Annotated in this window: 19 protein-coding genes; 12 read left to right on the top strand and 7 right to left on the bottom strand. The window is 60.5% G+C overall.

What is annotated here, in order from left to right; genetic code table 11:
• Positions 1–61: 61 nt before the first annotated feature.
• The 4 genes from GVL50_RS24595 to GVL50_RS24580 form a co-directional block, all read right to left on the bottom strand.
• Positions 62–730 carry a hypothetical protein gene (locus GVL50_RS24595; RefSeq protein WP_159815373.1) on the bottom strand — a complete coding sequence of 223 codons (669 nt, stop codon included), beginning with the start codon at positions 728–730 and terminating at the stop codon, positions 62–64.
• A gap of 160 nt (positions 731–890) precedes the next feature.
• A complete protein-coding gene (locus GVL50_RS24590; protein ID WP_053117895.1) occupies positions 891–1,940 on the bottom strand; it encodes an alkene reductase in 1,050 nt (349 codons plus the stop codon).
• 30 nt (positions 1,941–1,970) lie between these two features.
• Positions 1,971–3,137: an MFS transporter gene (locus tag GVL50_RS24585; protein WP_159815372.1), complete on the bottom strand. Its 1,167-nt coding sequence runs from the start codon at positions 3,135–3,137 to the stop codon at positions 1,971–1,973.
• A 34-nt stretch (positions 3,138–3,171) separates the two neighbouring features.
• Entirely contained in the window at positions 3,172–3,474 is a 303-nt protein-coding gene (locus GVL50_RS24580; RefSeq protein ID WP_016771327.1) for a helix-turn-helix transcriptional regulator, read from the bottom strand.
• 169 nt (positions 3,475–3,643) lie between these two features.
• Between GVL50_RS24580 and GVL50_RS24575 the strand changes: the two genes are divergently transcribed.
• Positions 3,644–4,216: an ACP phosphodiesterase gene (locus GVL50_RS24575; RefSeq protein WP_159815371.1), complete on the top strand. Its 573-nt coding sequence runs from the start codon at positions 3,644–3,646 to the stop codon at positions 4,214–4,216.
• An 81-nt stretch (positions 4,217–4,297) separates the two neighbouring features.
• Here GVL50_RS24575 and GVL50_RS24570 read toward each other — a convergent pair whose 3' ends face one another.
• Together GVL50_RS24570 and olsB are read right to left on the bottom strand one after the other, a co-directional pair.
• Complete coding sequence (locus tag GVL50_RS24570) at positions 4,298–5,092, bottom strand: 1-acyl-sn-glycerol-3-phosphate acyltransferase (RefSeq protein ID WP_159815370.1); 795 nt, start codon at positions 5,090–5,092, stop codon at positions 4,298–4,300.
• Positions 5,092–5,847, bottom strand: coding sequence for an L-ornithine N(alpha)-acyltransferase (gene olsB / locus GVL50_RS24565; protein ID WP_008080112.1), 756 nt, complete (start codon positions 5,845–5,847; stop codon positions 5,092–5,094). The genes GVL50_RS24570 and olsB overlap by 1 nt, the downstream gene beginning before the upstream one ends.
• Before the next feature lie 153 nt (positions 5,848–6,000).
• Between olsB and GVL50_RS24560 the strand changes: the two genes are divergently transcribed.
• The 9 genes from GVL50_RS24560 (at position 6,001) to GVL50_RS24520 (ending at position 15,443) form a co-directional block, all read left to right on the top strand.
• Positions 6,001–6,879: an acyl-CoA dehydrogenase family protein gene (locus GVL50_RS24560; RefSeq protein WP_159815369.1), complete on the top strand. Its 879-nt coding sequence runs from the start codon at positions 6,001–6,003 to the stop codon at positions 6,877–6,879.
• 149 nt (positions 6,880–7,028) lie between these two features.
• A complete protein-coding gene (locus GVL50_RS24555) occupies positions 7,029–8,102 on the top strand; it encodes a serine hydrolase (RefSeq protein WP_159815368.1) in 1,074 nt (357 codons plus the stop codon).
• Entirely contained in the window at positions 8,099–8,395 is a 297-nt protein-coding gene (locus GVL50_RS24550; protein WP_159815367.1) for an amidase, read from the top strand. The genes GVL50_RS24555 and GVL50_RS24550 overlap by 4 nt, the downstream gene beginning before the upstream one ends.
• A gap of 293 nt (positions 8,396–8,688) precedes the next feature.
• Positions 8,689–9,864 (top strand): M20 aminoacylase family protein, encoded by a 1,176-nt coding sequence (locus GVL50_RS24545; protein ID WP_053117909.1) that lies wholly within the window; start codon positions 8,689–8,691, stop codon positions 9,862–9,864.
• 78 nt (positions 9,865–9,942) lie between these two features.
• Positions 9,943–11,253, top strand: coding sequence for a citrate-proton symporter (locus GVL50_RS24540; protein WP_159815366.1), 1,311 nt, complete (start codon positions 9,943–9,945; stop codon positions 11,251–11,253).
• Positions 11,250–12,707 carry an amidase gene (locus tag GVL50_RS24535; protein WP_159815365.1) on the top strand — a complete coding sequence of 486 codons (1,458 nt, stop codon included), beginning with the start codon at positions 11,250–11,252 and terminating at the stop codon, positions 12,705–12,707. Before GVL50_RS24540 ends, GVL50_RS24535 begins: the two co-directional genes overlap by 4 nt.
• A gap of 59 nt (positions 12,708–12,766) precedes the next feature.
• Positions 12,767–13,537, top strand: a complete 771-nt coding sequence (locus GVL50_RS24530) for an IclR family transcriptional regulator (RefSeq protein ID WP_159815364.1) — start codon at positions 12,767–12,769, stop codon at positions 13,535–13,537.
• A gap of 156 nt (positions 13,538–13,693) precedes the next feature.
• Complete coding sequence (locus GVL50_RS24525) at positions 13,694–14,284, top strand: YceI family protein (RefSeq protein WP_159815363.1); 591 nt, start codon at positions 13,694–13,696, stop codon at positions 14,282–14,284.
• A 1-nt stretch (position 14,285) separates the two neighbouring features.
• Positions 14,286–15,443, top strand: coding sequence for a phosphatidylserine/phosphatidylglycerophosphate/cardiolipin synthase family protein (locus tag GVL50_RS24520; RefSeq protein ID WP_159815362.1), 1,158 nt, complete (start codon positions 14,286–14,288; stop codon positions 15,441–15,443).
• Positions 15,444–15,615: 172 nt separating this feature from the next.
• On the opposite strand, the gene bglX is transcribed toward GVL50_RS24520, so the two are convergent.
• On the bottom strand, positions 15,616–17,907 hold the full coding sequence (gene bglX, locus GVL50_RS24515) for a beta-glucosidase BglX (protein ID WP_159815361.1): 2,292 nt from the start codon (positions 17,905–17,907) through the stop codon (positions 15,616–15,618).
• Between the two features lie 262 nt (positions 17,908–18,169).
• Between bglX and GVL50_RS24510 the strand changes: the two genes are divergently transcribed.
• Complete coding sequence (locus GVL50_RS24510) at positions 18,170–18,778, top strand: LemA family protein (protein ID WP_159815360.1); 609 nt, start codon at positions 18,170–18,172, stop codon at positions 18,776–18,778.
• 116 nt (positions 18,779–18,894) lie between these two features.
• Positions 18,895–19,535, top strand: a 641-nt coding sequence (locus tag GVL50_RS24505; RefSeq protein ID WP_159815359.1) for a YgcG family protein, incomplete at its 3' end; no start/stop codon positions are given.

The raw sequence follows: 19,535 nt of genomic DNA, 5'->3' as shown, positions 1-19,535 counted from the left end.
ATCGGGCCGGATTTCTGGAAAGCGGCATTTGGCCGGATTGAACTGAAGAACTATGGCCGCTTTAACTGATGCTGATGATCACACTGTAGCTGTAAGGTTTTTCGGATTGCTGTCGCGATATCCTGGATGTTACTTTGATTGGACTGGTATTTAGCACGACAGCGCTGTGACGTCGATCAGGTACTTCCTGTGGATTGAAACTAAAGGGGTCGTACGGCTTATTAATTTTTAAAGATGTCGAGAACTCAAAAGTTTCATGTTCGCTTGCAAAAGTAAAATCATGATCTACTTTTGTCGAACGCGTCGATTTTCCGCCCATGCGTTTAGGTATTTCACTGCGAAGTATGAACGAAGAGTATTGGAAGGGTTCGATTGTGTAATCTTCCAGATCATGTTCGCTGGTGTCCCAGCTGGAGCCGGTGAGCTTGAATGTGCGGTAGGCACCGTTATAGATGTACACGATGACACTGGTGTGGGATTTGATTCGGCTCACTGCATCCCAGTCTTCCAGCTCCTGCTGTTGGGTTTCTTCAACGAGCTCATTGAAACGGTTTTTTACTTTCTGATCGGTCTCGAAGACGGCCGATAGGTTGTTGGATAATTCTTCAAAGCTTGAAGATGAGGAAAGAGACTGGAAAAAGTGGTTGATGCTTTGGGTTAATTCTTCAGAAGAGTTTATTTTGTCTAGTGTTGATTGTTCCGAAGTCTCTGTCGGGCGGTTGTTTTCCATGATGCAAACACCTTAGGTTGATTTGAGTGATATAAAATATCAGGCATTTTTCAAACTTTCCTGTTAGCTGTGTAAAGGTTGATTTCGTAATGTAAGACGTTAAGTCAATAAAAAGCCCCGGCTCTTTCGAGTCGGGGCTTTTGGGCTTTGACGATATTACTTACAACGTCGGATAGTCGATGTAACCGACCGGCCCCTTAGCGTAGAACAACTCCGGACGCGCTTCATTCAACGGCGCATCAGCCTGCAAACGCGCCGGCAGATCCGGGTTGGCAATAAACGGCACGCCAAACGCCACAGCGTCAGCCTTGCCACTCGCCAGCCACGCGTTGGCGCTGTCCTTGGTGAAGCGTTCGTTGGCGATGTACGGGCCACCGAAAGCTTCTTTCAGTTGCGGGCCGAGGCTGTCGGCGCCTTCTTTCTCACGGGAGCAGATGAACGCGATACCGCGCTTGCCTAGCTCACGGGCGACGTAGGTGAAGGTTTCGGCCAGGTTGTCGTCGCCCATGTCATGGGAGTCGGCGCGTGGTGCCAGGTGCACACCGACGCGGCCAGCGCCCCAGACTTCGATCGCAGCGTCAGTCACTTCCAGCAGCAGGCGCGCACGGTTTTCCAGGGAACCGCCGTAGTTATCGGTGCGCTGGTTGGTGCTGCTTTGCAGGAACTGGTCGAGCAGGTAGCCGTTGGCGCCATGGATTTCCACGCCGTCAAACCCGGCGGCTTTGGCGTTCTCGGCACCGGTGCGGTAGGCGTCGACGATGTCGGCGATTTCAGCGGTTTCCAGTGCGCGTGGTGTTGGGTAGTCGGCCATCGGGCGAACCAGGCTGACGTGACCTTTTGGCTGGATGGCGCTCGGTGCAACCGGCGCTTCACCGTTGAGGTACGACGGATGCGAGACGCGGCCGACGTGCCACAGTTGCAGGAAGATCTTGCCGCCAGCGCCGTGAATGGCTTTGGTCACATTGGACCAGCCGCGCACTTGGTCGTTGGACCAGATGCCCGGGGTGTCCGGATAGCCGACGCCCATTGGCGTTACCGAAGTGGCTTCGCTGAGGATCAGGCCGGCGGAAGCACGTTGTACGTAGTATTCAGCCATCAACGCGTTCGGTACGCGGCCTTCATCGGCGCGGCAGCGGGTCAGCGGGGCCATGATGATGCGGTTGGCCAGTTCGACGTCGCCGAGTTTGATGGGATCAAAAATAGTTGCCATGTCTACAACCCTCGTAAAAGTGAAAGTTAATCAGTGAGTCGCGGGGGCCAGATCGGCATTGCCGTTCTGACGGAAAGTAATCAGGGTCACCAGCAGGGCGAGCACTGCCAGGGCGGCGGCCGCGAGTGGCACACTGGTCAGGCCATAGCCGTGGGCGATGACGCTGCCGCCGACCCAGGCGCCGAGGGCGTTGCCGACGTTGAAGGCGCCGATGTTCAGGGTCGAGACCAGGTTCGGTGCAGCTTTGCCGAAGGTCACCACGTTGACTTGCAGTGCAGGCACGGCGGCGAAACACGCGGTGGCCCAGAGGAACAGAGTGATTTCAGTCGGGATCAGCGCGACGCTGGTCCAGGTCAGCACGGTGGAGACCACGGCCATGACGATGAATACGCCGATCAACGTGGCGGCCATGCCTTTGTCGGCGAGCTTGCCGCCGATGATGTTGCCGACAGTCAGACCGAGGCCGATCAACATCAGCGTCCAGGTCACGCCACGTGGCGAGACGCCGGTGACTTCGCCAAGCAGCGGCGCCACGTAAGTGAACACGGTGAAGACGGACGCGGCGAACAGCGCAGTCATGCTTAGCGACAACCAGATCCCCGCACCTTTGAGGGCGGCGAGTTCGGCGCGCATGTCGAGTTTTTCTTCATCACGCTTGGCCGGCAGGAAGCGGATCAGGCCGATCAGCGCGATCACACCAATCACGGTCACCGCCCAGAAAGTCGAGCGCCAGCCGTATTGCTGACCCAGCGCAGTGCCCAGTGGAACGCCAAGCACGTTGGCCAGCGTCAGCCCGGTGAACATCAATGCGACGGCGGAAGCGCGTTTGTTGGCCGGCACCAGATTGGCGGCAACGACCGAACCGATACCGAAGAAAGCGCCGTGGCAGAGGGCCGTGACTACACGGGCGAACATCAACACGTTGTAGTCACTGGCGACGGCGCAGAGCAGGTTGCCGACAATAAAAATGCCCATCAACGCGACCAGTGCCGCCTTGCGCGGCAGTTTGGCGGTGGCCAGTGCCATGAACGGCGCACCGATGGCCACGCCCAAGGCGTAACCAGTCACCAGCCAGCCGGCGCCGGGGATCGACACACCGAGGTCAGCCGCGACATCGGGCAGCAGGCCCATGATGACGAATTCGGTGGTGCCGATGGCAAAGGCGCTCAAGGCGAGGATGAGTAGCGAGAGGGGCATGCGGGTTTCCTTGTCGGCTGGCTGACGTTAAGGGTCAGAGCTCTTTACTGAGGGTGCTGAGGAACGCCTGGATCACGTCCTCGTTACGTTTGAAAAAATGCCACTGCCCGGCCTTCTGGCTGCTGATCAGCCCGGCGCGTTGCAACGTTGCGAGGTGTGCAGAAACGGTCGACTGCGACAGGCCGCAGCGTTGATCGATCTGCCCGGCGCAAATGCCGTACTCGTGGTTGTGCAACTGTTCCGGGAATTCGCCTTTCGGGTCTTTCAGCCAGTTGAGGATGTCTCGCCGTACTGGGTGCGCCAGGGCTTTTATTATTTCGTCGAGGTCAAGGTTCATGGCAGGGTGCTCGGTTGTGTACAACGCTATATCGCGATGAGGCGAACTTTAAATCGGTACTTCGCGATATACCAATATGATTTTGGTCTGATGAGCGCATAAATCGGTATATCGGGTTATAACGATATGGTGGGGTGTCGATTGCGGGGCGCGGTGCTAAGCTGCGCCCATGAACTATCTCGCACATTTGCACCTCGGTGGCCAGCGCCCCGGGCAATTACTCGGCAGCCTGTATGGCGACTTCGTCAAAGGGCGGCTGCAAGGGCAGTTTGCGCCGGAGGTGGAAGCGGCGATTCAGCTGCATCGCCGAATTGACGTGTTCACCGATCGCCATCCGCTGGTGGATGTCGCGTTGGGGCGGTTTACCGAAACGCGGCGGCGTTATGCCGGGATCGTGCTTGATGTGTTTTTTGATCATTGTCTGGCGCGGGATTGGACGTTGTATGCCGATCGGCCGTTGGCGGTTTTTACGGCGGATGTGTATCGGGTACTGACCCACGAGCGGGAATTGCCCGAGCGACTGGCGAAGATTGCGCCGCATATGGTTGCCAATGACTGGTTGGGTTCGTATCAGGAATTTGAAGTGCTGGAACAGGTCTTGCGCGGGATCTCGCGGCGGTTGAGCCGGCCCGAGGAACTGGCGGGGGCGATGCAGGAATTGCGGCGGTTGTATGAGCCGTTGAGTGAAGACTTCAGATTGTTCTACCCACATCTCCAGGATTTTGCTGGGTTGCGGGGTTAAGCAAAATCAAAAGATCGCAGCCTTCGGCAGCTCCTACAGGGATCGGTGTAGGAGCTGCCGAAGGCTGCGATCTTTTGCTTTTCAAGCGGCTATCAGGTCGCCGGTGCGACGCGGTTCGGCAGGTTTCGCCACCTCACCAAACAACACCTTCTGCACCGCCTGCTGCGCTTCAAACGCCAGCGCTGCACGCTCGCGCCCCTGACAGGCAATCGGCTTGAGCAGGTGCACTTCAACGTCGCCGCAATCATTGCTGAACAAACGCATCAAGTGCGACAGCAAATCATCGTCGCCAATAAACGGCGCCAGCGTATCGATCTCGCCGTCGCGCAGATAACGAATCGCCACCGGTTGCAGCATCACCTCCGAATCAATCGCCGCCGACAGCAAGCGACCGTGAAAGGTGCGCAGCGAGCGGCCATCCGTGGTGGTGCCTTCCGGGAACATCAGCAGCGGATGCGCGGTTTGCAGGTGACGGGTCATTTGCTTGCGAATCAACTGGCTATCGCCCGAACCGCGACGGATAAACAGACTGCCAGCCTTCGCCGCGAGCCAACCGGCGACCGGCCAGGTGCGCACTTCAGCCTTGGACAGAAACGACAGCGGCGTGAGCATGCCGAGCAGCGGAATATCCGTCCACGACACATGATTGCTCACCCACAACATCGGCTGCTTCGGCAGCTCGCCGTGCACGGTCACGCGAAAGGGCAGGGCATTGCCCAAGCGCGCCATGAAAAAGCGCGACCAACGCTGGCGACGTTCCATCGAATGCGCCAGACCAATCCGTTCAAAAACGCCGAAGACACCGGCCATGGTCAGCCCCAGTGTCACCACGATCAGCACTCGCGCAATCCGCGCGTACACCCGCAACCGGCTCATCACACGGCCGCCTTGAAGTGCTTGGCGTAGCGCGGGCAGAGTTCGTCGCGCTTGAGCAGGATGAATACGTCGGCGACCTGAAAATCTTCGTCCCAGCACGGCTCGCCGCAGATCTTTGCGCCAAGACGCATGTAGGCCTTGAGCAGCGGCGGCATTTCCGCGATCACGTTCGATGGAATATCCAGCGTCGGCAGCGGTTTTTTCGGCTCGGCGCGCAGGTGTTCGGTGCACAGATAACGTTCGCGCAGACGCTGCATGATCGCGTGCGCCTGCACGCCGCCGTCCTGCATCGGGATGCTCGCGCAACCCATCAAATAGCTGTAGCCGCCCTGATTCAACACCTCGGCCAACTCGCCCCACAACACGGCGATGGTGCCGCCATTGCGGTACGCCGGGTCGACGCAGGTGCGGCCGATTTCGAGGATCGGGCCTTGCAGATGCGCGAGGCCGTGCAAGCTGAATTCTTCTTCGCTGTAGAACTTGCCGAGGCTGCTGGCGGCGGTGTGATCGAGCAAACGCGTGGTCGCCACCAGACGCCCGGTGTTCAAATCACGCACGCCGATGTGGCTGCAGTGAACATCATAATCATCCATGTCCAGACCCAGTTCCGCGCCTTTCAGCTTGGCGTTGAACTCGCCGCTGAACACGTTGAATCGCAGGGCCTGGGCTTGCTGCAAGGCCTCGGCGCCGATCAGGCGTTCGGCTTGCAGGCGGCGTTCATTGCCGGTGTCGCTGATGCGGGCGATCTGAGTCATGTGAATCTCCGTACGGGCCTTGAACCCGTCGTGGGTTGCAGCCGATCGACTTTCTTTATGCAGCCGTGTTGTGCAAAGTCAGGCTATGTAGCCCCGGTGTCATCGCCATGAACGTTCGGTGATGCTTATATGACAGCCCACAAGGAGCCTCTTATGCCCTGGCCAGATCTGCTGCAAAGCCGTGAACGATTGCCCGCCGTTGCTGACCTTGCCGAGGGTTTTGCGACGTTGTTGCAGCAGTTGGGCAACGTGACGCCGTTCGAATTGGCGGTCGCCGGTGGGCGGCGAATGGCGACGCCGGGGCTGGCTTTTCTGGTCGGTTATCAGGCGGCGTTGCGCATGTTGTGGCCGAGTGCGCCGCTGAGCCTTGGCGCTTTGTGTGCGACCGAACAGCGCAGTCTGCGCCCGGCAGACATGCAGACGCGGCTGACGGATTTGCGTCTGAGCGGACGCAAGGATTTCGTCACCGCCGGTGATGCGGCGGATTGGTTGTTGATCGCGGCGCGCAGTGAAGAGCCCGGCGAAAGTCCGCGCCTGAGTCTGGCCGTGGTCTACCCCGGCGAGCCCGGCGTGAGCGTGGAGAAATTGCCGGCGCTGCCGTTGATGCCGGACATCAGTCATGGACGCTTGTTGCTGGATGGCGCGCTGTGTGAGTTGTTGGCCGGGGATGGTTGGGATGCGTATGTAAAGCCGTTTCGCACGCTGGAAGATGTTTATGTGCTGAGTGCGATGACCGCGTGGCTGTATGGCGTTGGGCAGGGCAGCGATTGGCCGCAGACGCTGCTATTGCGTTTGCTGGCGCTGTTGGCCGGGTGTGCGGAGGCGAGTCGGCAGCCGCCGAATAATCCGGCCGGGCATGTGTTGTTGGCTGGGTTGTTTGCGCAGTTTGATGCGCTCAAGCCTGAGGTTGATCAGGCGTTGGCGGAGGGTGGTTCGGAGTGGGCGCAGATGTGGGCGCGGGATCAGGGAGTGATGCAGTTGGCCTCTGGTGCTCGGGCCAAGCGGTTGGCCAAGGTTTTGGCGGTGACCTGACTGGCCTCATCGCGAGCAGGCTCACTCCTACAGGGGAACGCATTTCAAATGTAGGAGTGAGCCTGCTCGCGAAGGCGGCCGAAAAATCACCACACCCCTGTCATAAACCCCGACTAATCTCAGCAGGTTCATCCCCAGAGCCCCTCACCATGTTCAAAGGCCTGACCCTGCTTCTGCTGCTGATCAGCGCCACCATTCAGGCCGAACCATGGCCCGGTGAGCAATGGCCGAGCGGCTCGCCCATCACCAATACTGAAGCGCTGGAAAACTACGCCTTCCCACCCCGCGACGACACCAGCCGCAAAGGCATCCGCACCGATGCGCTGCTGATCATCAGCGACGGGCAGATCATCTACGAACGCTACGCCGGCCCGACCAACGCGCAAACCCCGCACCTGACCTGGTCAATCAGCAAAAGCCTGATGGCCGCCGTCCTCGGTGTGGCGTATGGCGAAGGCCTGTTCAAACTCGAAGACCCCGCCGCAAAGTTTTACCCGCCGCTGGCTAAACACCCGGACATCAAACTCGCCGATCTGCTGCACTGGGCCTCAGGCCTCGACTGGCAAGAAGACTACGAATACGCCCCGCTGAAATCCTCGGTGGTGGCGATGCTCTACACCCGTGGTCACCGCGACATGGCGGCTTTTACAGCGGATCACGACAGCTACGCGCCACCGGGGCAGGCCTTCCGTTACTCCAGTGGCGACAGCAATTTGCTGGCGGCGGCACTGAAAAACATCGTTGGCCCGCAGCGCTATGCGGACTATCCGTGGACGGCGCTGTTCGAACCCTTGGGCATCCGCCACGCCGTGTGGGAAACCGATGCGACGGGCACGTTTGTCGCTTCGTCTTACGCCTATCTCACCGCGCGGGATCTAGCGCGAGTGGGTCTGTTGATGGCGCGCGATGGGCGCTGGAATGAACGGCAGTTATTGCCAAAGGATTGGCTCGCGTTCAACCTCAAACCGTTCGCCGGTTACAAGGCGCATCAAGACGAAGCCGTGCCTGGCGGACAATGGTGGCTCAACCGTGCGGCGGATGGCGCGGCGTCTCCGTGGCCCGATGCACCGGCCGACACTTTCGCCGCTCTTGGCCATTGGGGCCAGGCGATGTATGTGATTCCCAGCGAGAAACTGGTGATCGTCCGTTATGGCGATGATCGCGATGGCAGTTATCGGCATAACGAGCTGCTCAAGCGCGTGATGCAGGCGGTGCGGCCATGAAGCGCTTTTTGCTGTTGCTGCTGGTTTTGTTGCTCGGCTGGATCGTTTACGAACGGGAAAATCTGTGGGCCTTCCCGGACATCATCAGCGCCTACACCGCCAAGGAATATTGTTCGTGCCGGTACGTGATGAACAACGATGCCGAGTATTGCCGTGGCTACGTAAAACAATGGCTGCCGACCAGCCAATTCAGCGATGACCCGGCCCGCAAAACCATCACCGTCAGCGGCATGGGGCGCAGCAACAGCGCCCAGTGGCAAAGCGAACGCCAGGGCTGCCGCCTGAATCCCTGAAAACAGACACACAATCCCCCTGCAAACCGGAACCCCTGTGGGAGCGGGCTTGCTCGCGAAGGCGTCGTGTCAGGCAAAACAGTTGTCGCCTGATACACCGCTTTCGCGAGCAAGCCCGCTCCCACAGGGGTGTGGGGTGTTGTGGATATTGCAGTTCCACTCTGCGGAACCACATTCGATTGTCCTCGCGCGCGTCTCGCGGTTATCTGGCGGTGAGCACGACCTGCCTTCCAACGTGTCGTGAATTCATTGCGAACAACAAGACCGGGAAAACCCGCGCGAGGAGAACCGTCATGACCCGACATCAGCACATTCTGGCCTGGCTCAGCGACGTCGCCAGCGACCTGCACGCCACCCGCCAGGACATCCACGCCCACCCCGAACTCGGTTTCGAAGAAAGCCGCACCTCGGCGCTGGTCGCCAAATCCCTCGAAAGCTGGGGCTACGAAGTCCACACCGGCATTGGCAAAACCGGCGTCGTCGGCGTGCTGCGCAACGGCAGCAGCTCGCGCAAACTCGGTCTGCGTGCCGACATGGACGCCTTGCCGATCATCGAAAATACCGGCGTCGCCTACAGCAGTCAGCACAAGGGCTGCATGCACGCCTGCGGTCACGATGGTCACACGACCATGTTGCTCGGCGCCGCACGTTATCTGGCGGCGACGCGTCAGTTCGACGGCACCCTCACGCTGATTTTCCAACCCGCCGAAGAAGGTCAGGGCGGCGCCGAAGCGATGCTCGCCGATGGTCTGCTTGAGCGTTTCCCCTGCGATGCGCTGTTCGGCATGCACAACATGCCGGGCCTGCCCGCTGGGCATCTGGGCTTTCGCGAAGGGCCGATGATGGCTTCGCAGGATCTGCTCAACGTGGTCATCGAAGGCGTCGGCGGCCACGGTTCGATGCCGCACCTGACCGTCGATCCGCTGGTCGCTGCGTCGAGTGTGGTGATGGCGCTGCAAACCGTGGTCGCCCGCAACATCGATGCGCAGCAAGCGGCGGTGGTCACCGTCGGCGCACTGCAAGCGGGGGAGGCGGCCAACGTCATTCCGCAGCAGGCGATTCTGCGTCTGAGCCTGCGCGCACTGAATGCCGATGTGCGCGAACAAACCCTCAATCGCGTGCGCAATATCATCGAAACCCAGGCGCAGAGTTTCGGCTGCACTTCGACAATCGAACATCGCCCGGCCTATCCGGTGCTGGTCAACCACGCTGCCGAAACCGAGTTCGCCCGCAACATTGGCGTCGAATTGGTCGGTGCTGATGCCGTCGATGGCAACACGCCAAAATTGATGGGCAGCGAAGACTTCGCCTGGATGCTCCAGCGTTGCCCCGGCGCCTATCTGTTTATCGGCAACGGCGTGTCGCGGCCGATGGTGCACAACCCCGCCTATGACTTTAACGACGACATCCTGCTGACTGGCGCCGCCTACTGGGGCGCGCTCACCGAGAGCTGGCTCAAGCCGGCCTGATTTCTTCACGTTCTGCTGCCGCTGAATCCCGAGCGCACCGGCGCACGGGCTCACCCAACAGCTTTTGGAGAATCTCCCATGCAGGCTTCAGGCACAGGTGTTTCGCGTACCCGGCAAGTGGTCGCCGCCGTCATCGGCAACGCGCTGGAATGGTATGACTTCATTGTTTACGGCTTTCTGGCGAGCATCATCGCCCGGCAATTCTTCCCCTCCGAAGACAGCTACGCCTCGCTGCTGATGGCGCTGGCGACCTTCGGCGTCGGCTTCTTCATGCGCCCGGTGGGCGGCATCCTGCTCGGCATGTATTCCGACCGCAAAGGGCGCAAAGCGGCGATGCAGATGATCATTCGTCTGATGACCGCGTCCATTGCCATGATCGCTTTCGCGCCAAGTTACGCCGCCATCGGCATGGGCGCGCCGTTGCTGATCGTGGTCGCGCGGATGCTCCAGGGCTTTGCCACCGGTGGTGAATACGCCAGCGCCACGGCGTTTCTGGTGGAAAGCGCGCCGGCTCATCGCAAAGGTTTGTACGGTTCGTGGCAACTGGTCGGGCAATGCCTGGCGGTGTTTGCCGGCGCGGCGATGGTGGCGTTGGTCACCCACCTGTTTACCCCTGAGACGCTGGACAGTTGGGGCTGGCGGATTCCATTCGTGCTCGGCCTGTTGATCGGCCCGGTCGGCTTGTGGATTCGCAAGCACATGGAAGAGCCGGAAGAGTTTCTCGAAGCGCGCAAAAAAGCCAAAGGCGCAGCGCCGGGCCTGTGGCAAGTGGTTCGCGAACATCGCCGCAGTCTGCTGGTGTCGATGGGCCTGGCCAGTGGTGCGACGGTGGCGTTTTACGTGGTGCTGGTGAACATGCCGACCTTCGCCCACACCAACCTCGGCTTGCCGCTGGATCAGGTGTTGCTGGTGCAGATGCTCGCGGTGGCGCTGATGACTGTGGTGATTCCGTTCTCCGGCGCGCTGTCGGATCGCGTCGGCCGGCGACCGGTATTGATGGCGTTCACCCTGGCGTTTTTCGTGATGATTTATCCGCTGTACGTGTGGGTCGCGGCAGCGCCTTCAATCGAACGTTTGCTGGTAATGCAGCTGCTGTTGTGCGGCGCGATTGGCGGCTTTTTCGGCCCGGCACCGACGGCGCTGGCCGAGCAGTTCCCCATCGAAGTGCGCTCCACCGGCGTGTCGATTGCCTACAACATTTCGGTGATGGTGTTCGGCGGTTTCGCGCCGCTGATCGTGACCTGGTTGAGCAAGGTGCTGGAAACCCCGGTGGCGCCATCGTTTTATGTGTTGTTCGCTTGCCTGCTGACCTTGCTCGGGATTTATTGCATGCAAGAGGCGCCCCGCGCCAAAGCCCCCAGCGCGCTCAACCTTGGAGTGAAATCTTGAGTCCGTTAGCCATCGATCCGATTGTCGCGCTGGACGCCGATGCGTTGTCCCGCGCGATCCATGCCCGCAAAGTCTCGTGCCGTGAAGTGATGCAGGCGTATCTGCAACACATCGAAAGCTTCAATCCTCGGGTCAACGCGCTGGTGTCGTTGCGTCCGGCGGAGGAGGTTTTGCGCGAGGCCGATGAATGCGATCGGCAACTTGATCGCGGCGAATCCCGTGGCTGGATGCATGGCATGCCGCAGGCGATCAAGGATCTGGCGGCGACCGCTGGACTGCGCACGACCATGGGTTCGCCATTGTTCGCCGAGCAGGTGCCGCAGCACGATGCGATCAGCGTGGCGCGGGTGCGCGAGTGCGGCGCGATCATCATCGGCAAGAGCAACGTGCCGGAATTCGGCCTCGGTTCGCAGACCTACAACAACGTGTTCGGCACCACCACCAATGCCTACGATGCCAGCCGGATTGCCGGCGGCAGCAGCGGCGGGGCGGCGGTGGCGTTGGCTCTGCGTTTGCTGCCGGTGGCCGATGGCAGCGACATGATGGGCTCGCTGCGCAACCCGGCGGCGTTCAATAACGTCTTCGGTTTTCGCCCGTCCCAGGGCCGCGTGCCGCACGGGCCGACGCCGGAAGTGTTCGTCCAGCAACTGGCCACCGAAGGGCCGATGGGCCGCAGCGTCACCGACGTCGCACGATTGCTGTCGACGCAGGCGGGTTACGATCCTCGCGTGCCGCTGTCGCTGAAAGATCAGCCGCGCAACTTTGCCGAAGGCCTGCAACGGGATTTCAGCGACGTGCGCATCGGCTGGCTTGGCGACTACAACGGCTATCTGCCGATGGACGACGGTGTGCTGAGTCTGTGCGAGTCGGCGCTGGCAGACTTCACTGCGCTGGGCTGTCAGGTCGAAGCCTGTCAGGCGGATTTTTCCATGGAGCGTTTGTGGCAAACCTGGCTGACCCATCGGCACTTTCTGGTGCAGGGCAGTCTGGGTGCCGCGTACGCCGATCCGCACAAACGCGAGTTGCTCAAACCGGAAGCGCAATGGGAAATCGAGGGCGGTCTGCGTCTGAGCGCTGCCGATGTCTACAAGGCCTCGGTCGACCGAAGTGATTGGTATCGCGCGCTGAGTGAATTGTTCGAACGTTACGATTTCCTGCTGTTGCCTACCGCACAAGTGTTCCCTTTTGATGCACAACAGCCATGGCCGCGCATGGTCGGCGGGCAGACCATGGACACCTATCACCGCTGGATGGAGGTGGTTATCGGCCCGACATTGGCCGGGTTGCCGAGCATCAGCGTGCCGGTCGGGTTCAACCCGGCGGGGCTGCCGATGGGCCTGCAAATCATCGGCCCGGCGCAGGCGGATCGCGCAGTTCTGCAACTGGCGTATGCCCATGAACAGCTGACCCGTTGGGTCGAACGACGACCACCGCCATGCCTGCAATCGGCTTGAGCGGCCCGCATTTTGCTGCAAAAAGTGTTCATCCATCTGTGCGCAGGGAGATCGAACACATGGGCAGCAAAACAGATACCGGCAGCGTGCGTTCGGTCGAACGAGCGCTGGCGATCGTCGAATTGCTCGGCGAGCATCAGGCGCTGGGGCTGGAGGAATTGCACTACCTCACGAGTCTGCCGAAGGCCACGGTGTCACGGATGCTTGCGACGTTGCAGGAGCAGGGCTGGATCTATCGCGGCCTCAGCGACCGGCGTTATCGCCTGTGCGCCAAGCGTCTGTTTGGTGATCGTCAGCAACGTTTCAAACGGCATCTGGTGGAGAGCGCGGCGCCGATGCTGGTGGAGTTGTGCGAGCGCACCGGGCTGGTCGCGGATCTTTCGTGCTTCGATGGTGAGCGGGTTGAGGTGATGGAAAGCGCGATTCCGCAGGTTTTGCGCAAGCGTTATCCGAACAACTGCCAGATCGTCGGGCATCACGCGAGTTTGTTTCACTCGGCGATGGGCCGGGCGTGCCTTGGCGAGTTGGGCAGTGATGAGGTCGAACGGCTGGCCCAACGTGAGCAGTTGAGCGCGGAAAGTTTGTTCAGTGCGACAGAGCAGGCGTTGCAGCAGGGCTTTGGCCAGCGCACGGAGGGTTATTGGGAATACCCGGTGCGTTTGCCGTTTCTGATTCGCGCGGTGGCGTTGCCGATTCGTGCTGAAGGCAAATTGGTGGGCAGCATGGCGCTGCACTGGCCGATGGATCAGGCGCCGGTGGAGCGGGTGTTGAGCCTGCATTTGAACAGTCTGGCGGCGACGATTGGCGATGTGCAGCAGGTATTGGCCTGACAGCCAAAAGATCGCAGCCTGCGGCAGCTCCTACAATATTTGAAATGCATTCCCCTGTAGGAGCTGCCGCAGGCTGCGATCTTTTGATCTTGATGTTTGCAATAACCCCATGGCCAGTTAAGGTTCGTGCAGGTTTATCGGCCCCACGAGTCCTCAATGTTCAACCGCTCCCTCATTGCATCCCTGTCCAGCCTGCTGCTCGCCGCTGTCGCGTTGCCGGCGCAGGCCAATTGGTATCTGGACGGCGAGTCGTCGCGGCTGTCGTTCGTCAGCACGAAAAACGCCAACATTTCCGAAGTGCAGCGCTTTCTGGTGTTGCACGGCAAAGTCGACCCCAACGGTCGCGCCGAAGTCGAAGTCGAACTGGACTCGATCAACAGCGGCATACCGCTGCGCGATGAGCGCATGCGCAAGGAGCTGTTCCAGATCGAGCAATTCCCCGAAGCGACCATCACCACGCAGATTGACCTACGCCCGATCAACGATCTGGCCCCCGGCGCGCAGCTGGAGTTGCGCCTGCCGCTGACCGTCAACCTCCACGGCAAGCAACACGAATACTCTGCCGAGCTGCTGGCGACGCGGCTCGATGATCGACGCTTTCAAGTGGTCACGTTGGAGCCGCTGGTAATCAACGCCGAAGATTTTGACTTGGCGCCGGGCCTGGAAAGCCTGCGCAAACTCGCCGACCTGTCGGCCATCAGTCTGTCGGTACCGGTGGGTGCGGTGCTGATTTTCACGGCGCGTTGACATGCGCGGCGCGGTGTTCCCATGGCGTGACGGCAACCGTTTCGAGCTGCTGATCGACGGCCCGCAATTCTTCCCGCGCATGCTTGAGCAGATCGCTGGCGCGCAGGAGCAGATCGAGCTTGAGCTGTATCTGGTCGAGGCCGGTGCCTGTGCCGAAACCATCGTGCAGGCACTTGTGCTGGCCGCCGAGCGTGGGGTGCGCGTGCGCTGTCTGTTCGATGATTACGGCAGCCTCGCCTTCACTTTCAATCTGCGCCAACGCCTGACCCATGCCGGGGTTGAACTGCGTTTCTACAATCGGCTGAACTGGCGGCGCTGGGTCGGTAATTTCTATCGCGATCACCGCAAGTTGCTGCTGGTCGATCAGCGTCTGGCGGTGGTTGGCGGCACTGGCGTCACCGATGAATTCTGGACGCCGGGGCATGACACCAGCGAATGGCACGAAGTGATGGTCGAGATCAGCGGGCCATTGGTGATCGACTGGCAATTGCTGTTTGATCGTCAGTGGATCGCCAACCGCTACCGCCGCGCCTGGCGCCCGGCTGCGCATTTCGGTCTGCCACGGTTGCCGCGCGTGCCGGACAAGGGCGAGGGCATGGGCCGCGTGGCGTATGCCGATGCCCGTCAGCATCGCGATATTCTGCAGTCGCTATTCCGTGCCCTGAACAGTGGGCAAAAACGCGTGTGGATGGCCACGCCGTACTTCCTGCCAACGTGGAAAATCCGCCGCTCCCTGCGCAAGGCTGCCGCGCGTGGTGTCGACGTGCGTTTGCTGCTGACCGGGCCGCGCACCGATCACCCGTCAGTGCGTTACGCCGGGCATCGTTACTACCCGCGCCTGCTCAAGGCCGGGGTGCAGATCTTTGAATATCAGCCGTGCTTCCTGCATTTGAAAATGGTGCTGGTGGACGATTGGGTGAGCATTGGTTCGTGCAACTTCGACCATTGGAACCTGCGCTTCAATCTGGAGGCGAATCTGGAGGCGCTGGATCCGTCGTTGACGGCAGCGGTGGAGGCGAGTTTTGTGAAGGACTTCGGGCTGAGTCAGCTGGTGAGTCTGGAAGAGTGGCAGCGCCGGCCGTTGTGGCGGCGGGTGAAGCAGCGGGTCTGGGGGTGGGTGGATCGGGTGGTGGTGAATATCCTCGATCGCCGCGGGTAGAGCGAGATCAAAAGATCGCAGCCTTCGGCAGCTCCTACAGGGTGTACACCATTGATCGTTCCCACGCTCTGCGTGGGAATGCAGCCCGTGACGCTCCGCGTCACTGGACGCGGAGCGCCCCTTGAGGCATTCCCACGCGGAGCGTGGGAACGATCATCGGGGCAAAAACCGGTTACAGCAGTTCAAAGCTCTGCTGTGTGACGTCCTGCGAATCCAGGCCGATCTGTACGTTGAACTTGCCAGGCTCGGCCGCGTATTTGAGCTGGGCGTTGTAGAACTTCAGGTCATCCTCGGTGATGGTGAAGTGCACGACTTTCTGTTCGCCGGCCTTGAGCATGATTTTCTGGAAGTTCTTCAGTTCTTTCACCGGGCGGATCATCGAGCCGGTAACGTCCTGAATGTACAACTGCACCACGGTTTCGCCGTCACGCTTGCCGGTGTTTTTCAGCATGACGCTGGCGTCGAGCTTGCCGGTGGCGTTCAGGGTGGTCGACGACAACGCCATGTCGCTCAGGGCGAAATGGGTGTAGCTCAGGCCATAACCGAACGGGAACAGCGGCCCGGTGGTGTCATCGAAATACTGCGAGGTGTAGTTGCCCGGTTTGCCCGGCGTGAACGGCCGGCCAATGCTCAGATGGTTGTAGTACGTCGGGATCTGGCCCACGGAACGCGGGAAGGTCACCGGTAGCTTGCCCGACGGGTTGTAGTCGCCGAACAGCACGTCGGCGATGGCGTTGCCGCCCTCGGTGCCGCTGAACCAGGTTTCCAGAATCGCGTCAGCCGACTGGTTCTCTTCGAGAATGGTCAGTGGACGGCCGTTCATCAACACCAGCACCAATGGTTTGCCGGTGGCTTTCAACGCGCGGATCAGCTCACGCTGGTTTTCCGGGATGTTCAGGTCGGTACGGCTGGACGATTCGTGGGACATGCCACGGGATTCGCCGACAGCGGCAACGATCACGTCAGCATCCTTGGCCGCTTTGACCGCTTCGTCGATCAGCACGTTGGCCGGACGCGGGTCATCGACCACTTCCGGGGCATCGAAGTTGAGGAAGTTCAGGTAATCCAGCACCTTCTTGTCGCTGGTTATGTTGGCGCCACGGGCGTAGATCAGGTTCGCCTTGTTGCCGATCAGCGAGCTCATGCCGTCGAACAGGGTGACCGATTGCGTCGGTTTACCCGCCGCTGCCCAACTGCCCATCATGTCGATCGGCGCTTTGGCCAACGGGCCGACCAGCGCGACTTTCGCGTCTTTCTTCAGTGGCAGGGTTTCGTTCTGGTTCTTCAGCAGCACCAGGCTGCGACGCGCGACGTCGCGGGCCTCGGCGCGGTGCAGACGGCTTTCGGCGTAGGTGTCGGCCGGATCGTCTTCAGCCTTGCCGATGCGCAGGTACGGATCCTTGAACAGGCCCATGTCGTACTTGGCCGCGAGCACTTCACGCACGGCGTTGTCGATGTCTTTCTGTTCGATCTCGCCGGACTTGAGCAGCCCCGGCAGCTCTTTGCCGTAGAGGGTGTCGTTCATGCTCATGTCGATGCCGGCCTTGATCGCCAGCTTCGCCGCTTCACGACCGTCGCGGGCGACGCCATGTTTGATCAGTTCGAAAATCGCGCCGTGGTCACTGACCGCCAGGCCTTTGAAGCCCCAGTCGCGACGCAGCAGATCGTTCATCAGCCAGGTGTTGGCGGTGGCCGGAATGCCGTTGATCGAGTTCAGCGCAACCATCACGCCACCAGCGCCGGCATCAATCGCGGCGCGGTACGGCGGCAGGTAATCCTGGTACATCTTCACCGGACTCATGTCGACGGTGTTGTAGTCGCGACCGCCTTCAACCGCGCCATACAGGGCGAAGTGTTTGACGCTGGCCATGATGCTGTCGGCCGCGCTCGGGGTGGCGCCCTGATAGGCACGAACCATGACGCCGGCAATGCGCGAGGTCAGGTAGGTGTCTTCACCGAAACCTTCGGAGCTGCGGCCCCAGCGCGGGTCGCGGGAGATGTCGACCATCGGCGCGAAGGTGATGTCGAGGCTGTCGGCGGCGGCTTCTTTGGCAGCGACGCGGCCGGATTTGCCGATCGCGTCCATGTCCCAGCTCGAGGCGAGGGCCAGCGGAATCGGGAAAATCGTCCGGTGACCGTGGATCACGTCGTAGGCGAAAAACATCGGGATCTTCAGACGGCTGCGCATGGCGGCGTCCTGCATCGGGCGGTTTTCCGGGCGGGTGATCGAGTTGAACGTGCCGCCGATGTTGCCGGCGGCGATCTCTTTGCGGATCAACTCACGAGGCATTTCCGGGCCGATGCTGATCAGGCGCAACTGGCCGATCTTCTCGTCGAGGGTCATTTGCTTCATCAGGTTGCTGATGAACGCGTCCTTGTTTTCCAGAGGTACCGGGGTCGTGGCGGCCAATACTTGATGACTGGCCAGGCTGACGAACAGACCCAGCAAACACAGCTTCTTCATGAATGTTTTTCTCAAGGGCCCTAGCGGCGATGCAACGCCGGCCAGCCAAAATTTAGGGAGCGACTATTGTTGTTCGGGTGCAGGCTCAAAAAAGCAGAGCCAAAAACGACAGCCGACACTGCGGCAGCGTGATCGCGCAGGGCACTTTTTAGCCCATTGGCGCGTCGTAATCCAGCGGCGCGGCCGATTATGCCCCAAGAGCCGGCGCAGAGTGTTTCGCGCTCGGTTTTTATAATGAAATGTGCCAAGGAGCATCACTGCGATGAATGTAAGCCCAACCAATCGCTCGCGTTTGCAGGTCGTCACCCTGCTGATGCTGGCCACGCTGTTGACCGCGTGCGGCATCAACAATATCCCGACCCTCGACGAACAGGCCAAAGCCGCGTGGGGGCAGGTGCAGAACCAGTACCAGCGCCGCGCCGACCTGATCCCCAATCTGGTGGAAACGGTGAAGGGTTACGCCAAGCATGAAGAGGAAACCCTGACCGCCGTGATCGAAGCGCGGGCGAAAGCCACGTCGATTCAGGTCGACGCCAGCACGCTCGACAATCCCGAGAAGCTCAAGCAGTTCCAGCAGGCGCAGGATCAACTGACCGGTGCGTTGAGCCGGTTGATGGTGGTCTCCGAGCGCTACCCGGATCTGAAGGCCAACCAGAACTTCCTTGCCCTGCAATCGCAACTTGAGGGCACGGAAAACCGCATCGCCGTGGCGCGCCGCGATTTCATTCTGGCGGTGCAGAAATACAACACCGAAATCCGCACCTTCCCCGGTCGCCTCTGGCACAGCGTGATGTACAGCGACCTGCCGATCCGCGAAACCTTCGAAGCCACCACGCCCGGTGCGGAAAAGGCCCCGGAAGTGAAATTCTGAGAAAGCCTGTGTAGGAGCTGCCGCAGGCTGCGATCTTTTGACGTTGGTTTTTAAAAAACAAGATCAAAAGATCGCAGCCTTCGGCAGCTCCTACAGGGGATCGGTGGGGGGTATGCATGCGTGTGTTGAAGATGGGGCTGGTGTTGCTGTTGTGGGTATTCGCCCTCAGCGCCCGGGCCGAGTTGACGTTCCCGGCGCTGAGCGGGCGGGTGGTGGACGAAGCGCAGATGATCGAGCCCTCGGTGCGCGCGCAACTGGGCCAGCAGTTGCAGGCCCACGAGCAGGCGACCGGCGAGCAATTGGTCGTCGTCACCGTGCCGGATCTGCAGGGCACCACCATCGAGGATTTCGGCGTTCAGCTCGGCCGGCACTGGGGCATCGGCCAGAAGGACAAAAACAACGGCGCGCTGCTGATCGTCGCCCGTGACGAGCGCAAACTGCGCATCGAAGTCGGTTATGGTCTGGAGGATCGGCTGACCGATGCGCAGTCGTCAGTGATCATCCATCAAGTCATCACGCCTGCGTTCAAGACCGGTAACTTCAGCAAAGGCATCAGCGACGGCGTCGCGGCGATGCTGGTGGTGCTCGGCGGCAATCCGCTGGACGAGCCGTCGACGGTGTATGAATCGAGCGGTGATCCGTCCGATGATTTCATCTCGCGGCATCCCGGTTTGTTCGTATTTTTGGTGATGTTGTTCATCCTGACCGTGTTTGTCTTCCAGATGCTCGGTATCCTGCCCGTCGGCCGGGGCGGTGG

Origin of the sequence: Pseudomonas sp. 18058, assembly GCF_902706155.1 — a bacterium.
Lineage (GTDB): Bacteria > Pseudomonadota > Gammaproteobacteria > Pseudomonadales > Pseudomonadaceae > Aquipseudomonas > Aquipseudomonas rustica.
The sequence above is the reverse complement of the archived record's forward strand: the minus strand, read 5'-3'. Positions and strand labels throughout refer to the sequence as shown.

Excerpts from the sequence above, each read along its gene's own strand:
- GVL50_RS24510 (WP_159815360.1), top strand. The coding sequence starts at position 18,170 with ATGAATGTAAGCCCAACCAATCGCTCGCGTTTGCAGGTCGTCACCCTG.
- GVL50_RS24530 (WP_159815364.1), top strand. The coding sequence starts at position 12,767 with ATGGGCAGCAAAACAGATACCGGCAGCGTGCGTTCGGTCGAACGAGCG.
- GVL50_RS24585 (WP_159815372.1), bottom strand. The coding sequence starts at position 3,137 with ATGCCCCTCTCGCTACTCATCCTCGCCTTGAGCGCCTTTGCCATCGGC.
- GVL50_RS24595 (WP_159815373.1), bottom strand. The coding sequence starts at position 730 with ATGGAAAACAACCGCCCGACAGAGACTTCGGAACAATCAACACTAGAC.
- GVL50_RS24555 (WP_159815368.1), top strand. The coding sequence starts at position 7,029 with ATGTTCAAAGGCCTGACCCTGCTTCTGCTGCTGATCAGCGCCACCATT.
- bglX (WP_159815361.1), bottom strand. The coding sequence starts at position 17,907 with ATGAAGAAGCTGTGTTTGCTGGGTCTGTTCGTCAGCCTGGCCAGTCAT.
- GVL50_RS24590 (WP_053117895.1), bottom strand. The coding sequence starts at position 1,940 with ATGGCAACTATTTTTGATCCCATCAAACTCGGCGACGTCGAACTGGCC.
- GVL50_RS24545 (WP_053117909.1), top strand. The coding sequence starts at position 8,689 with ATGACCCGACATCAGCACATTCTGGCCTGGCTCAGCGACGTCGCCAGC.
- GVL50_RS24550 (WP_159815367.1), top strand. The coding sequence starts at position 8,099 with ATGAAGCGCTTTTTGCTGTTGCTGCTGGTTTTGTTGCTCGGCTGGATC.
- GVL50_RS24560 (WP_159815369.1), top strand. The coding sequence starts at position 6,001 with ATGCCCTGGCCAGATCTGCTGCAAAGCCGTGAACGATTGCCCGCCGTT.
- olsB (WP_008080112.1), bottom strand. The coding sequence starts at position 5,847 with ATGACTCAGATCGCCCGCATCAGCGACACCGGCAATGAACGCCGCCTG.
- GVL50_RS24525 (WP_159815363.1), top strand. The coding sequence starts at position 13,694 with ATGTTCAACCGCTCCCTCATTGCATCCCTGTCCAGCCTGCTGCTCGCC.
- GVL50_RS24575 (WP_159815371.1), top strand. The coding sequence starts at position 3,644 with ATGAACTATCTCGCACATTTGCACCTCGGTGGCCAGCGCCCCGGGCAA.
- GVL50_RS24570 (WP_159815370.1), bottom strand. The coding sequence starts at position 5,092 with ATGAGCCGGTTGCGGGTGTACGCGCGGATTGCGCGAGTGCTGATCGTG.
- GVL50_RS24580 (WP_016771327.1), bottom strand. The coding sequence starts at position 3,474 with ATGAACCTTGACCTCGACGAAATAATAAAAGCCCTGGCGCACCCAGTA.
- GVL50_RS24520 (WP_159815362.1), top strand. The coding sequence starts at position 14,286 with ATGCGCGGCGCGGTGTTCCCATGGCGTGACGGCAACCGTTTCGAGCTG.
- GVL50_RS24540 (WP_159815366.1), top strand. The coding sequence starts at position 9,943 with ATGCAGGCTTCAGGCACAGGTGTTTCGCGTACCCGGCAAGTGGTCGCC.